This window comes from Halorubrum salinarum, assembly GCF_013267195.1.
GTDB lineage: Archaea > Halobacteriota > Halobacteria > Halobacteriales > Haloferacaceae > Halorubrum > Halorubrum salinarum.
This window is the reverse complement of record NZ_CP053941.1, coordinates 1994147-2006947: the sequence shown is the minus strand read 5'-3', so window position 1 is coordinate 2006947 and position 12801 is coordinate 1994147. Positions and strand designations below refer to the sequence as shown.

Sequence of the window (12801 nt, the reverse complement as noted above, 5' to 3'; positions counted from 1 at the left end):
CTCGGTCCGAGCGAGCGGGAACGACCGACAGACGAAAGGCCCGCGACCGCCGAGGGAGGGACATGAGCGACGACGTCGAGACCGACGGCGGCGACGAGGTGCTCCGCGCCAGCGACATCGGCGGCGAGGGCCCGCCGATCGACGAGAAGCCGTACAAGATCGTCTTCGAGGCGAACAAGTGCTTCGGGGCGGGCAAGTGCGCCGAGGTCGCCGACAACTGGGTAATGGACGTGGTGAGCGGGATGGCGAAGCCGGAGGCGTACTACATCGGCGAGGAGGACCTGGAGGAGAACGTCCGCGCGGCCGAGGCGTGTCCCGCGAAGAAGGACGCGGGCGTGATCCACGTCGTCGACCGCCGGACCGACGAGGAGATCGCGCCGGACCCGCACGGCGACGGGACGCTCTCGGTCGACTGGTAGGCGTTCCGAAAGGGGTTTTACCGCGCCGCCGGTAGCCGAATCCGCGCGGGGGTGGCTGAGCCTGGCCAAAAGCGGCGGACTTAAGATCCGCTCCTGTAGAGGTTCGAGGGTTCGAATCCCTTCCCCCGCATTGCTGCTGCGAGCACCCTGCGAGCAGCAGCAATCGGACAATAGGGATTCGAACTAGGGAGCGGGAGGTGAGCGAGCCGCCTCGCGGCGAGCGAACGGGAGCGACCGTGGTTCGAATCCCTTCCCCCGCATATCGCGGCGCTCACGATGTGTGAGCGCCGCGTCTCTGACTGGAAGGGACTCGAATCAGGGAACGGAGCGAGCGCAGCGAGCGGAGTGAGTGAGGTTCGAATCCCGTCCCCCGCATTCCTGCGCCGAGAGCGCGACGCCGGCTCACGACCGTTCGTTGAGCAGTCGCGTCGCGCGGCCGTACCCCTTCCGAAGCAGTCGCGCGGCGCCGATCAGCGTCAGGACGGCGGCGCCGGCGACGACGCCGAGGTGAACGGCCTGAAAGGACGGCACCGGGGTGTATCGCCCGAGAATTAGCAGGACGGTCAACAGGAGCCACAGCAGGTACGCACCGATTCCGAGTCGGTAGAGGGCCGCGTACATGGGCCCGGATAACGGCGCCCCCGGAAAAAGCGCACCGACGGCGGCCGGGGCGGCGAGCTAACAGCAGAACATGAACGGGTACACTAAGGCGACGCGGTCGCCCTCTTCAAGCTTCGTGTCGAAGCCGTTCTCGTTCTCGTTGAAGTGGCCGTTGACGAGGATCCGGGCGTAGGTCGTCGTCTGCTCGCCGACCGGGTTCTTCGTCCACGTGCCCGGCAGCTCGTCGGGCGCGGGCGCCCAGCCGCTGTGGGTCGCGTCCTCCTCCGTCTCGGCGATCAGCATGTCCTGAAGCTGGGGGTACTCCTCGAACAGCTCGTCTAAGAACGCGCGGAGCGTGTCGCCCGCGAAGGTGTACTCGAACTCGTACACGTCGAGTTCGGTGCGCACGTGGCCGGTACACCGCACGGTGACGGTCGTCTCCGCCTCGGTCGCCGTCGCCGCCGCCCCGTCCGCGCCGCTCGCGTCCGCGTCGGTCGGGGGCGACTCCGCCGTCTCGGTGGTCTGGGACATGATCGACGATACGCCGCGGGGCCGGGTAAGACGGGTCGCAAACATGTTCGCGGGCGTCCGGCCCGTCGGTGAGCGGAGTCGGCCGGCTGCGCCCCTCGAACGTGCGGAGCGCGGCCGGGCGTTTCGCGATGCGCCCGGGAACGCGTCTGAAACCGCCCGACTGCGGCGGTTCCGGGCGTCGGGAACGCGACCGAACATGTTGCCGCTAACCGCATAGGGGGTTCCGACGGTACGCTCGCCCATGCGACTCACGAGAAAGACGATAGCGAAGGTGATCGTCGCGGCGTTCCTGTTGAACCTCGCCGTGATGGGCGCCGGGGCGTGGTTCGCGTACCAGGAGGCGCCGCCGATACCCGACGAGGTCGTCGGGCCCGACGGCGAGACGGTCGTCACGGCGACCGAGGTCCAGGACGGCAAGGCGGCATTCCAGCAGTACGGGCTGATGAACCACGGGTCGATCCTCGGCAACGGGGCGTACTACGGCGAGGACTACACCGCCGAGACGCTGGAGCTGAAGACGCGGTACATGCGCGAGTACTACGCCGACGCCGAGTACGGCGCGGCGTACGAGTCGCTCGACGCCGGCGAGCGGTCGCGGGTCGACGCGCTCGTGCGCGAGGAGCTGGACGCGTCGCACGACGGCGGCGACGTGGTGGAGTACTCCGCCGCGGAGCTGTACGCCCACGAGCGGGTGCGCGAGACGTACGTCGAGCGCTACCACGAGGGCGACCGCGACCGCGGCGTCCCGGTCGGGATGATCGAGTCCGCGGAGGGGGCGGAGGACTTCGCCGACTTCGCGCTGTGGACCGCGTGGTTCTCGCACACCGACCGCCCGAACGCCGACCACTCGTACACCAACGAGTGGCCGTACGCGCCGGGCGCCGGCAACGACGCCACCGGGTCGGCGATGATCTGGAGCGTCATCGCCATGGTGCTGCTCGTCGGCGCCGCGGGCGCGGCGATCCTGCTGTACAAGTCGGTGAAGTTGCCCGAGCCGTCTGCGGAGGGGATCTCGGTCCCCGAGCCGGGCGACGTGAGCGTCTTCCCCAGCCAGCGCGCCGCCCTCCGGTTCATCCCCATTGCGGCGGGGCTGTTCCTCGCGCAGGTACTCCTGGGCGGCCTGCTCGCGCACTTCTACATCGAACGGGCCGGCTTCTTCGGGATCGAACAGATCTTCGGGGTCCACATCCTCCAGCTGCTCCCCTTCTCCATCGCGAAGACGTGGCACATCGACCTCGGAATCTTATGGATCGCGTCGACGTGGCTCGGCGCCGGGCTCTTCCTCCCGCCGCTGCTCACCGGCCACGAGCCGAAGCGGCAGGGGACGTACGTGAGCGTCCTGCTCGGCGCGCTCGTCGTCGTCGTGGTCGGCGGCATGGGCGGCATCTGGCTCGGCGCGAACGGCTACCTCCCGGGCGAGCTCTGGTGGCTGCTCGGCAACGAGGGGCTCGAGTACCTCGAGGTCGGGAAGGTGTGGCAGGTCGGCCTGCTCGCCGGGTTCGTCCTCTGGGCGGTCCTCGCGATCCGCGGCCTCAAGCCGCTGCTCGACCGCGAGCCGATCTACGGGCTCGCGCACATGATCCTCTACGCGGGCGGGTCGATCACCCTGCTGTTCGTCGCCGGCTTCATGTTCACGCCGTTGACCAACATCGCCGTCACGGAGTTCTGGCGCTGGTGGGTCGTCCACATGTGGGTCGAGGGCGCCTTCGAGTTCTTCATCGTCGCCATCATCGGGCTCACCCTCGTCTCGATGAACCTGCTCTCGCGCCGCAGCGCGGAGAAGGCGGTCATGCTCCAGGCGCTCTTGGTGATGGGCACCGGCGTCATCGGCGTCTCGCACCACTACTGGTGGATCGGGATGCCCGACTACTGGGTGCCGATCGGCAGCGTCTTCTCGACGCTGGAGCTGCTCCCGCTGATCTTCATCCTCTACGAGGCCATCGGGCAGTACCGCGCGATGAGCGAGACCGGCTTCCCGTACAAACTGCCATTCATGTTCATCGTCGCCAGCGGGGTCTGGAACTTCGTCGGGGCGGGCGTCCTCGGCTTCTTCATCAACCTCCCGCTGATCAACTACTACGAGCACGGCACCTACCTCACGGTCGGGCACGCGCACGCCGCGATGTTCGGCGCGTTCGGGTTCCTCGCGCTCGGCATGGTGACGTACATGCTCCAGCTGTCGATCGACCCCGACCGCTGGGACGCCTCGTGGCTCCGCGCGTCGTTCTGGTGCTGGAACGTCGGGCTCGCGCTGATGGTGTTCGTCTCGGTGCTGCCCGTCGGCTTCCTCCAGCTCGACGTCGCGTTCACCGAGAGCTACGCCGCGGCCCGCAGCCTCGGCTTCTACGAGCGCGACCTCGTCCAGACGCTGTTCTGGGCGCGGCTCCCCGGCGACACGCTGATCATCGCCGGGACGGCCATCTACGTCGCCGACCTGATCCGCAAGCGGTTCGTCCTCCGCGCGTCGGAGGACGACCCCGCGGTCGATGACATGGCGGTCGCGGAGGGGATCGTCGGCGACGACGACTGAGGGGCACTTGAGCGGGCGCCCCTCAGTCGCGGAGCCGGTCGGACCGCTCCGACCACCCGGTCGCGTCCGTCGCGAGGTCGCGGACCTCCCGGCGGATCCCGGCGTAGTTGTCGACGATGTCCTGCGTGGTGACGATCCCCTCGGGCGTCACGCCGTCGACGACGACGAGCTTCTTGACGCCCTCCGAGCGCATGCGCTCGGTCGCGCTCCGGAGGGTCGCGCTCGGCCGAACGGTGACGAGCGGGGCGCTCGCGGCCTGCCGAACCGGGATCGCAGACAATGGGTCGTCGGTGACGTACCCGGCGTGGAGGACGTCGCTCTCGGTGAGGATCCCGGCGGGCGTCCCGCCGTCCGTGACGACGACGCTGCCGATCCGGTTGCGGAGCATCGACTCCGTGGCGTCCCGGACCGTGGCGCCGACGTCACAGGTCACGAGGTCCGTCGTCATCACCTCCTCGACCAGCATGGGTAGCGGTACCGCGGCGGGGTACTTGTAGGTGACTGGGGCGACCGCTCCGAGGGCCCTCGCGCGAGCGGCCGCGTCTCGGCGCCCCCGTCAGTAGTGCCAGGGGTAGTCGCGGAACCGCGGCTCGCGGCCCTCAAGGAAGGCGTCGCGGCCCTCCTGCGCCTCCTCCGTCATGTACGCGAGCCGCGTCGCCTCGCCCGCGAACACCTGCTGGCCGACCATCCCGTCGTCGGCCATGTTGAACGCGTACTTCAGCATCCGCATCGCGGTCGGCGACTTCCGGGTCATCTCGTCGGCCCACTTCAAGGCCACGTCCTCCAACTCCTCGTGCGGGACGACCTCGTTGACCATGCCCATGTCCGCGGCCTCCGCGGCGGAGTAGGTCTTGCCGCGGAAGAACACCTCGCGGGCCTTCTTCTGTCCGATCTGCTTCGCGAGGTACGCGGAGCCGAACCCGCCGTCGAACGACCCCACGTCGGGGTCGGTCTGGAGGAACTGCGCGTGCTCCTCGCTGGCGAGGGTCATGTCGCAGACGACGTGCAGCGAGTGGCCGCCGCCGACCGCCCAGCCGGGGACGACCGCGACCACGGGCTTCGGCATGAACCGGATCAGCCGCTGGACTTCGAGGATGTGGAGCCGGCCCGCCCGCGCCTCGCGGACGAGGTCGTCGTCGTCGTCGCCCGCCTCGTCGTCGTCGCGGTACTCGTAGCCGGAGCCGCCCCGGACGGACTGGTCGCCGCCGGAACAGAACGCCCAGCCGCCGTCCTTCTCCGAGGGGCCGTTCCCGGTGAGGAGGACGGTTCCCACGTCGGCCTGCTTGCGCGCGTGGTCGAGCGCGGCGTACAGCTCGTCGACCGTCCCGGGCCGGAAGGCGTTGCGGACCGCGGGGCGGTCGAAGGCGATCCGGACCGCGGGGACGTCGACGGCGCGGTGGTAGGTGATGTCGTCGAACTCGTCGGTGACGGGCTCCCACGCGTCGGGATCGAAGATCTCCGAGACCATGCGAACCCGTACGTCCGGAGCGCTCATAAACGGCGCCGGATCGGATGGAGAAGGGTCCGTCAGAGAGGCGATTCCTCGCGCGCCGCGGCGACGACGGGGAGCCGCTGCCAGAATCCGGGACGGACGCCGGGACCGCGGCCCGCCCGTCGGGACGTGTCAGTCGTTCTGCGCGTACGCGCCCTTCGGGTGCCCTTTGTGCTGGAGGTTGCGGTTGTCGCGCTTCCGCGTCGCGGTCGCGGGGATCACCTCGCGGCTCGGGTCGATCTCGGACCGCGGCATCCCCGTGTACCCGTGGTCCGGGTGCTCGGAGCAGTGCGCCATCGCGTCGTGCGAGCCCTCCCACGGGCCCTCGTCACAGCCGTCCGCCGTACAGACGAACACTATCTCCTCTGACATGCTAACCGGAGCTATTGGAGCGGTGTATAAAAACCTCGCACCGGAATTATCATATTTGATTCCTCGTGGGAGCGGAGAACGACCGCTCGGCGGGCCGATCAGTCGCTGACAGCGGGCGCGCCGAACAGCTCGACGTTCGTCCCGTCGTGCCGGCAGTCTTCGAGGGCGTGTTTGGCCGCGAAGCCGGCCTCGTGGGCGGACGCGCCGCGCCCCACGCCGACCTGTAGCTCGATGTCGACGTCGTCCTCGACGTGGGCGACCGCCGACGAGAACGCCGACTCGGGGAGGTCGGGGCAGACCGCGACGACGTTGTCGCCGCCGACGAAGAAGGAGAGCGCGCCGTGCGCCTCGCGGAGGTGGCGCATCAGCGAACCGTACGCCCGTTCGATGTTGATGAACGTGTCGAACTCGTTGAGCTGGTCGGTGTACTTACCGGTCGCGTTGATCACGTCGAAGTGCGCGACCTGGAGGTCCGACCGGTTCGTCTCCGAGAGGTACTCGCCGGCGAGCACCTCGGTCCGGCTCTCGTCCTGGGCGCTGCCCGCGGTCTGAAGTCGCCGGTTCGCCGCCTCGAGCGCGTCGACGGGGCGCTCGGCGACGGCGGTCCCGAGGCTCACGGTGACCGGGTAGCGGTTGCCGATCGACTCCTGGAGGGTCGCGTGGGCCGCGCCGTCGACGCCGTTCGTCACCGCGATCATGTTGTCGAAGCGGGTGAAGAAGACGTAGGCGTCGCGGTGGCCGAGGAACTGGGCGACGTCGGCGTAGAGCCGCGACTGGAGCGTCTGGAGGTCCATCTCCCGGCGCGGCTCCGGCGTCGTCGTCCACGGCCCGTAGTTGTCGATCTGGACGAGGGTCACCTGGGTCGTCGTCACAGTGACCATCGATACGGAACGCGGCCGCTTTACCCTTCCGTTATCCCGAAGGTGGGACCGGTACCGAGTCCGTGATCGGTGCGGCGGGCGGCGCGAGACGCAGCGAATTCGGGCGCAACCCCTACGGCCGTGGCGCTCCCACCCTCGACATGGAATTCAGCGGCGCCGTCGTCGACGTCGACGGCACGGTCGTGCGCGGCGACGATCCGATCCCGGGCGCCCCGGCGGGGTACCGCCGGCTCCGCGAGGCGGGAGTCGAGACGCTGTTCGTCTCGAACAACCCGACGAAGGCGCCCCCGGCGTACGTCGACCGCCTCGGGGTGGCGGGGTACGACGTGGACGCCGACCGGGTGTTCACCGCCGGCAGCGTGACCACGCGGTACCTCCGAGAGCGCCACGCCGACGCCGACCTCCTCTGTATCGGCGAGTCGGGGCTGCTCGACCAGTTCGCGGCCGCCGGCCTCTCGACGACCGACGAGGTCGACGCCGCCGACGCCCTGGTCGCCTCCATCGACCGCGGGTTCGACTACGACGACCTCTGTACCGCGCTGTGGGCCTTGGAGCGCGACATCCCGTTCATCGGCACCGACCCCGACGTGGTGATCCCCGCGCCCGAGCGCGACGTGCCCGGCTCCGGGGCCGTGATCAACGCGATAGCGGGCGTCGCGGAGCGCGAGCCCGACGCCGTCCTCGGCAAGCCCTCCGACACCGCCATCGAGATGGTCCGCGAGCGGCTCCCGTACCCCCCCGAGGAGTGTCTCGTCGTCGGCGACCGGCTCGACACGGACATCGCGCTCGGCGAGCGCGCGGGGATGACGACCGTCCTCGTCCGGTCGGGCGTCACCGACGAGGCCGCCCTCGCGGCCTCGGACATCGACCCGGACCACGTGATCGATCACCTCGGCCAGATCGACCGCGTACTCGGCTGAGCGCCGCGTCGCGAAGGGTGATAACGTTCACCGCGTGGGAAACAGTTATGTACCGGCGAGCGCCCCGCTCGCATATGAGAGTGGTTGACTCACACGAGGACCGGACCGCCGACGACGAGGAGGACCCCGAGGAGTCCGTCCGCGTGCTGGAGGGACACGCAGTCCAGTTCAACGAGTACCGGTACTGAGCGCGGCGTCGCGGCGGGAGGGGGCCCCGAGCGACCGCCCGACGGCTGTCGGGACCGTTAAGTGGTCGTCGGGGGTAGCCAATGGTGTGATACGGAGGCTCCGACGCGCGAGTATCTTCGCCGCGGTGGCCGCCATTGCGGTCCTCGCACCGGCGCTCGACACCGCCGCCGCCGTCCCCTTCTTCGCCGTCGCCGGCGCGGCCTTCTTCGGGGTCCGCGACGGCGAGTGGTTCGAGACGCTCGCGCTGCCCGGCGACCGCGAGGCGGAGCGGCTGTACGGGCTCGTCTCCTTCGCGCTCGCCGGCGCGGGCCTCGCGCTGTTCGCGTCGCTGCCGCGCGCCCCGCTGCCGTACGAGGCGTTCGCGGCCGCGACGCTCGCGGTCGGCGTCGGCCGCCTCGGACGGACGCTCGTCTCGCGGCGGACGACCGACGAGTTCCCGCTCGTCGCCGGCTACGTCGTCGCCGGAACGGCCGCCGCGCTCGTCGGCCAGGTGGGGGTGCGGCTCCAGACCGGCGCCCCCGTCGACGGCGCAACGGTCCCCCTCCTCCTCTTCCTCGCGGCGGCGGCCGCGCTCACGGCCGCGCTGGTCCGGTCGCTCGTGTTCTCGCGGGACGCGCACATCACGACGATCCTCGTCGCGTTCGTGACGTGGGGGTTCCTCGCGCTGGAGCCGACCGTCAGCGTCGCGCTCATCCTCGTCGCCCTCCCGGTGACCGGCGCGCTCGGCTACGTCTCGTTCGCCATCGGCACCGCCTCGGTGGCCGGGATGCTCACCGGCGTCGTCTCGGCGCTGCTCGCGGTCGTCCTCGGCGGCGTGGGGTGGTTCGCGACGCTGATGGCCTTCTACGCGGTCGGCGGCCTCGCCTCGAAGTACCGGTTCGACGAGAAGGCCGCCCGGGGCGTCGCCCAGGAGAACGAGGGCGCCCGCGGCACCGGCAACGTGCTGGCGAACTCCGCGGTCGCGCTCGCGGCGGTGGTGGGCTACGCGGCCGCGCCGCACCTCGCGGTCCCGGCCGCGCCGCTCGGCTTCGCGTTCGCGGGCGCGACGGCGACCGCGATGGCCGACACGCTCTCCTCTGAGATCGGCGGCCTCTTCGACGGCCCGCGGCTGGTGACGACGCTCCGCCGCGTCGAGCCCGGCACCGACGGCGCGGTCACCTGGCAGGGCGAGTTGGCGGGCCTCGCCGGCGCGCTGCTCGTCGGCCTCCTCGCCGCCGCCGGGGCGCCGGTCCTCGACCCGGTGACCCCGGGCGGGGTCGCGGCGGGCGGCGCGGTCGTCGCCGCGGGCGTCGCCGGCATGACCGTCGACAGCCTCCTCGGCGCGCTGATAGAGGGCGACCGGATCGGGAACCAGACCGTGAACTTCCTCGCGACGCTGGCCGGCGCGGCCGTCGCCGTCGCGCTCTGGGGGGCCGCGTGAGATGGCGGGCGAGAACGCCGCCGGCCCCGGCGGAGACGAGCGCGACGGCGGCGACGACGGCGACCGCGACGGCCCGGACCCAAGGGTCCGGCCGGGGCGGACCGCGGACGCCGACCGGATCCGCGAGCTCCAGTCGCACCTCCGGCAGCCGAGCCCGGACCTGCTGGAGTACGGCCTGGCGGTCGGCGCCGCCCGGGTGACCGTCGCGGACGGCCGCGTGGTCGGCTACCTGCTCCCGGTCGACGCGCCGAACCGGCCCGGCGTTCACCTCGCCGAGCTCGTCGTCGCGCCCGGGTTCCGCCGGGAGGGGCGCGCCAGCGGGCTCCTGCGGGCGGCGATAGCGGACGCCGACGGGCCGGTGACGCTCCAGGCGCACCCGGACAACGACGCCGCGCTCGCGCTGTACGACTCGCTCGGCTTCGAGGTCGTCGAGCGGCGGCCGGACGCGTACGCCGACGGGGACGCGCTCGTGCTGCGGCAGGGGTAGCCCGGACCGCCGGACGGCGGCTCCCGCGCGGTGACCGCAGGCACAAGGACTATTCGAGCGCCACGCCTCCGGACGGACATGAGTGACGCCGACGCGGAGGCCGAGCCGATCGACGTCGACTTCGGCGAGGACGGGCTGGTGCCGGCGGTCGCCCAGGACGCCGACTCCGGCGAGGTGCTGATGCTCGCGTACGTCTCGCCCGAGGCGCTGGCGCGCACCCGCGAGACCGGCGAGGCCCACTACTACTCCCGGTCCCGCGAGGAGCTGTGGCACAAGGGCGCCACTTCCGGCCACACCCAGTCGGTCCGGGAGGTCCGGGTCGACTGCGACGCGGACACACTCCTGTACCTCGTCGACCAGGCGGGCGGCGCCTGCCACACCGGCCACCGGTCGTGCTTCCACCGGACGATAGACGGCGAGCACGTCGGCGAGCGCGTCTTCGACCCGGACGAGGTGTACTGACCGATGTCCGGGAGCGCCGGCGGGACCGCGGGACGGACCGAGGGCGAGGGGGGCGACCCGGTCGCCGAGGCGGGCGAGGCGGCCGCGCGCCTCCGCGAGCGCTACGACGAGCTCCGGCGGATCGAGTCGCGGATCGGCGACTACGGCCGCGAGCGCGTCGAGGGGGCGGCCGACGCGTACCGGCACGCGCACCGGATCCTCGACCGGTTCGAGGAGGACGCGGTCGGCTCCGGCGACTTCGAGTCGTACGTCCGGTTCCGCGGCGAGTTCGACGACGCGGTCGATGTCGACGACGACCTCCCGGCCGCGGAAGCGTTCGACGCGGCCGACGAGGCGGTCGACAAGCGCCGACTCTCCGAGGAGGACTTCGCGGCCGCCCGCGAGGCGCTGGATCCGGCCGGGGAGTTCGTCGACCTCCTGGAGGCGTACGACGACGCGGTCGACGACTACCGGGCGGCCCGGAAGGCGGCCCGCGAGGCCCGCAAGCGCCTCGACGCGCGGCTCGACGGGCTCCGCGAGGTCGCGGAGATGGCCGACGCCGACCTCGACGCGGACCTCGACCGCCTCCGCGAGCCGATCGAGGCGTACGACGAGGCGGTCCGGGCGGCGTTCGAGGAGTTCTTCAAGACGGCGTCCGCCCGCGAGGTGTTCGACTTCCTCGACCGCGCCGACGGGACGCCGTTCGTCGACGTCGACGTGCCGCCGACGGACCTCGCGGAGTACGTCGAGACGCACGCGGCCGGCGAGGAGCCGCCCGCGACGCTGCTGGAGTACGCCGACTACACGAACTCCAAGCTGGAGCACTACGTCGACGACCCGGGCGCGCTCCGCACCGCGGTCGCGGTCCACCGGACGTACCTCGAACGCCTCGACGGCGAGCCGCTGACCCTCGACTGGCCGCCGAAGCCCGGCGACGAGCTCGCTTACGAGATCGACGAGCTGGTGCCGCTCGTCGGGCGGATCGCGGACGACGAGGCGGTCGCCACCCTGCGCTCCGTCCGCGAGCTGGCGCGGAGCGAGGAGTACGAGCGGCTCCGGCGCGCGGCCGAGGTCCGACACGAACTCGACGACGAGGACCTGGCCCTGATCGAGGAGGGGGAGGCCGGGGCGCGGCTCGACGAGGCCGAGCGGACGCTGTCGACCGTCGAGGACGTGCTGGCGGAGACGGAGCGGGAGTGATCGGGGACGGGCAGAGCCCTCGCGGTCGCGGAGTACGGATTTTTAAGCCCCGTCGCGGCCGAACGGCCGTATGACCAGATTCGACGCCGCGAGCGAGGACGAGCGGCTGAAGCTGTTCGCCGACGCCGCGGCCGCGCACCGCGCGCGCTCCGGCGACGTGATGACCGTCGACGTCGACCCCGACAGCGACGACACCGAGGGCGGCGAGGTGCCGCCGTGGATCCAGCTCGCGGGGACGGAGCTCATCATGGACTGTACCGACGAGGAGCTAGAGCGCCTGAAGGACCTGATCTCGGAGTTCCCGGAGTTCCGGATCGACGAGCTCGTCAGTCCGGAGGAGGCCGAGGGGACGAACGCCGTCGTCACCGCGCGGTCGGACGCGAACCGCGTCGCGGGGTTCGTCGAGCGCGCGTTCCGCGAGGTGTACGAGCTCGACGCCGAGTACCGGGCGTGGGTGACGGCGATCTGAGGGCGACGGTTCCGGTTCGCCCTCACCGCTCCGCGCGTCACTTCGCGAAGTAGCTCGTGAAGAAGCCCGAGAGGAACGAGCTGATCGCGACCGCGACGAGGAGGTCAGTCGTGCTGTGGTCGCCGTCGCCGGCCGTGAGCCAGGTGACGACGACGCCGATGCCGAGCGAGATTACGCCGTTCGCGGTGTCTTCTTTGAGTCCCATACCCGGTATTTGCCGCGGACCGACAAAACCGATACGGCGGTGGTCGGCAGGCTCGGTCCGCGCGGACCGAGGAGTCGCCCCGGTCAGTGGAACCCGCGGTCCACGTCGTCGTCCTCGATCAGGTCGTCGAGCTCGCTGGTGAGCAGCTCCTCGGCCTCCTCGAAGGTGTCGGAGAGCTCGTCGAGCTCGTCCGGGCGGCCGTCGAACTCGTACTCCATCGGGCCGAACGCGGGCGACTCGACGGCCTCCATCACGTCCTCGAAGAGGTGGTCGGGGTCGGTCGGCGCCTCCGCGTGGACCCGCAGCGTCTCCGTGAGCCGGGTCGCCATCTCCCCGGCGTGTTCCTCGTCTTCCGGGGCCGACCGGACCGCGAACCGCCCGTCGCTGTCGGCGTCCGGGAGGAGCGGGTCGAGTTCGTCGTCGACGCTGCGGGCGACCTGCGCGCCGACGCCGCGGAGGTCGCGAGGGTTCTTCGCGTACGTCTTCAGGTGGTAGAGGCCGACGCTCGGGTGGCCGAAGTAGAGGTCCTCGCCGAGGCCGCCGCGGCGGGTGCCGGCGACCGCGCGCCAGCCGTCGGGGTCGGTCGAGTCGCTCGCGACGTCCGCGAGGATGTCGTCCCAGTCTCGTACGCGCATGCTGGTGGAT

Annotated in this window: 16 protein-coding genes and 1 tRNA gene; 9 read left to right on the top strand and 8 right to left on the bottom strand. The window is 71.2% G+C overall.

All coding sequences use genetic code 11. The features are described from left to right. Positions 1-62: 62 nt before the first annotated feature. Both HPS36_RS10230 and HPS36_RS10225 read left to right on the top strand, forming a co-directional pair. Positions 63-419, top strand: coding sequence for a ferredoxin (locus HPS36_RS10230; protein ID WP_137717803.1), 357 nt, complete (start codon positions 63-65; stop codon positions 417-419). A 45-nt stretch (positions 420-464) separates the two neighbouring features. After that, positions 465-549 (top strand) — tRNA-Leu (locus tag HPS36_RS10225). A gap of 272 nt (positions 550-821) precedes the next feature. Here HPS36_RS10225 and HPS36_RS10220 read toward each other — a convergent pair. Beyond that, positions 822-1040: a hypothetical protein gene (locus HPS36_RS10220; RefSeq protein ID WP_173230060.1), complete on the bottom strand. Its 219-nt coding sequence runs from the start codon at positions 1038-1040 to the stop codon at positions 822-824. A 57-nt stretch (positions 1041-1097) separates the two neighbouring features. Continuing rightward, entirely contained in the window at positions 1098-1550 is a 453-nt protein-coding gene (locus HPS36_RS10215; protein WP_137717805.1) for a MoaD/ThiS family protein, read from the bottom strand. A 241-nt stretch (positions 1551-1791) separates the two neighbouring features. On the opposite strand from HPS36_RS10215, the gene HPS36_RS10210 reads away from it, so the two are divergent. Next, positions 1792-4080 carry a nitric-oxide reductase large subunit gene (locus HPS36_RS10210; protein ID WP_173230059.1) on the top strand — a complete coding sequence of 763 codons (2289 nt, stop codon included), beginning with the start codon at positions 1792-1794 and terminating at the stop codon, positions 4078-4080. Between the two features lie 22 nt (positions 4081-4102). On the opposite strand, the gene HPS36_RS10205 is transcribed toward HPS36_RS10210, so the two are convergent. The 4 genes from HPS36_RS10205 to HPS36_RS10190 form a co-directional block, all read right to left on the bottom strand. After that, positions 4103-4546, bottom strand: a complete 444-nt coding sequence (locus HPS36_RS10205) for a CBS domain-containing protein (protein ID WP_121562710.1) — start codon at positions 4544-4546, stop codon at positions 4103-4105. 90 nt (positions 4547-4636) lie between these two features. Next, the gene (locus HPS36_RS10200) at positions 4637-5548 is read right to left on the bottom strand and encodes a 1,4-dihydroxy-2-naphthoyl-CoA synthase (protein ID WP_173230058.1); all 912 of its coding nucleotides are present in this window, start codon (positions 5546-5548) and stop codon (positions 4637-4639) included. Positions 5549-5704: 156 nt separating this feature from the next. Continuing rightward, positions 5705-5944 carry a hypothetical protein gene (locus HPS36_RS10195; protein WP_049931624.1) on the bottom strand — a complete coding sequence of 80 codons (240 nt, stop codon included), beginning with the start codon at positions 5942-5944 and terminating at the stop codon, positions 5705-5707. Between the two features lie 98 nt (positions 5945-6042). After that, a complete protein-coding gene (locus tag HPS36_RS10190) occupies positions 6043-6816 on the bottom strand; it encodes a GTP cyclohydrolase III (protein WP_121562712.1) in 774 nt (257 codons plus the stop codon). A gap of 149 nt (positions 6817-6965) precedes the next feature. On the opposite strand from HPS36_RS10190, the gene HPS36_RS10185 reads away from it, so the two are divergent. The 6 genes from HPS36_RS10185 to HPS36_RS10160 all read left to right on the top strand — a co-directional run bounded on the left by HPS36_RS10185 (position 6966) and on the right by HPS36_RS10160 (position 11951). Then, entirely contained in the window at positions 6966-7745 is a 780-nt protein-coding gene (locus HPS36_RS10185; protein WP_173230057.1) for an HAD-IIA family hydrolase, read from the top strand. A 274-nt stretch (positions 7746-8019) separates the two neighbouring features. Next, on the top strand, positions 8020-9354 hold the full coding sequence (locus HPS36_RS10180; RefSeq protein ID WP_173230056.1) for a DUF92 domain-containing protein: 1335 nt from the start codon (positions 8020-8022) through the stop codon (positions 9352-9354). A 1-nt stretch (position 9355) separates the two neighbouring features. Beyond that, positions 9356-9841 carry a GNAT family N-acetyltransferase gene (locus HPS36_RS10175; protein WP_173230055.1) on the top strand — a complete coding sequence of 162 codons (486 nt, stop codon included), beginning with the start codon at positions 9356-9358 and terminating at the stop codon, positions 9839-9841. Between the two features lie 78 nt (positions 9842-9919). Next, complete coding sequence (hisI, locus tag HPS36_RS10170) at positions 9920-10303, top strand: phosphoribosyl-AMP cyclohydrolase (RefSeq protein ID WP_137717812.1); 384 nt, start codon at positions 9920-9922, stop codon at positions 10301-10303. Positions 10304-10306: 3 nt separating this feature from the next. Then, positions 10307-11482 carry a DUF7118 family protein gene (locus HPS36_RS10165; protein WP_173230054.1) on the top strand — a complete coding sequence of 392 codons (1176 nt, stop codon included), beginning with the start codon at positions 10307-10309 and terminating at the stop codon, positions 11480-11482. A gap of 70 nt (positions 11483-11552) precedes the next feature. Continuing rightward, a complete protein-coding gene (locus tag HPS36_RS10160; RefSeq protein WP_121562718.1) occupies positions 11553-11951 on the top strand; it encodes a hypothetical protein in 399 nt (132 codons plus the stop codon). 37 nt (positions 11952-11988) lie between these two features. On the opposite strand, the gene HPS36_RS10155 is transcribed toward HPS36_RS10160, so the two are convergent. Together HPS36_RS10155 and HPS36_RS10150 are read right to left on the bottom strand one after the other, a co-directional pair. Next, positions 11989-12156: a hypothetical protein gene (locus tag HPS36_RS10155; RefSeq protein WP_173230053.1), complete on the bottom strand. Its 168-nt coding sequence runs from the start codon at positions 12154-12156 to the stop codon at positions 11989-11991. Positions 12157-12239: 83 nt separating this feature from the next. After that, positions 12240-12791, bottom strand: coding sequence for a hypothetical protein (locus tag HPS36_RS10150; protein WP_173230052.1), 552 nt, complete (start codon positions 12789-12791; stop codon positions 12240-12242). Between the last annotated feature and the right edge of the window lie 10 nt (positions 12792-12801).

What these genes read in the sequence shown, in the direction of transcription:
- HPS36_RS10220 (WP_173230060.1), bottom strand. Translation starts at nt 1,040, where the DNA reads ATGTACGCGGCCCTCTACCGACTCGGAATCGGTGCGTACCTGCTGTGG.
- HPS36_RS10210 (WP_173230059.1), top strand. Translation starts at nt 1,792, where the DNA reads ATGCGACTCACGAGAAAGACGATAGCGAAGGTGATCGTCGCGGCGTTC.
- HPS36_RS10155 (WP_173230053.1), bottom strand. Translation starts at nt 12,156, where the DNA reads ATGGGACTCAAAGAAGACACCGCGAACGGCGTAATCTCGCTCGGCATC.
- HPS36_RS10150 (WP_173230052.1), bottom strand. Translation starts at nt 12,791, where the DNA reads ATGCGCGTACGAGACTGGGACGACATCCTCGCGGACGTCGCGAGCGAC.
- HPS36_RS10165 (WP_173230054.1), top strand. Translation starts at nt 10,307, where the DNA reads ATGTCCGGGAGCGCCGGCGGGACCGCGGGACGGACCGAGGGCGAGGGG.
- hisI (WP_137717812.1), top strand. Translation starts at nt 9,920, where the DNA reads ATGAGTGACGCCGACGCGGAGGCCGAGCCGATCGACGTCGACTTCGGC.
- HPS36_RS10230 (WP_137717803.1), top strand. Translation starts at nt 63, where the DNA reads ATGAGCGACGACGTCGAGACCGACGGCGGCGACGAGGTGCTCCGCGCC.
- HPS36_RS10195 (WP_049931624.1), bottom strand. Translation starts at nt 5,944, where the DNA reads ATGTCAGAGGAGATAGTGTTCGTCTGTACGGCGGACGGCTGTGACGAG.
- HPS36_RS10160 (WP_121562718.1), top strand. Translation starts at nt 11,553, where the DNA reads ATGACCAGATTCGACGCCGCGAGCGAGGACGAGCGGCTGAAGCTGTTC.
- HPS36_RS10215 (WP_137717805.1), bottom strand. Translation starts at nt 1,550, where the DNA reads ATGTCCCAGACCACCGAGACGGCGGAGTCGCCCCCGACCGACGCGGAC.
- HPS36_RS10185 (WP_173230057.1), top strand. Translation starts at nt 6,966, where the DNA reads ATGGAATTCAGCGGCGCCGTCGTCGACGTCGACGGCACGGTCGTGCGC.
- HPS36_RS10205 (WP_121562710.1), bottom strand. Translation starts at nt 4,546, where the DNA reads ATGCTGGTCGAGGAGGTGATGACGACGGACCTCGTGACCTGTGACGTC.
- HPS36_RS10200 (WP_173230058.1), bottom strand. Translation starts at nt 5,548, where the DNA reads ATGGTCTCGGAGATCTTCGATCCCGACGCGTGGGAGCCCGTCACCGAC.
- HPS36_RS10175 (WP_173230055.1), top strand. Translation starts at nt 9,356, where the DNA reads ATGGCGGGCGAGAACGCCGCCGGCCCCGGCGGAGACGAGCGCGACGGC.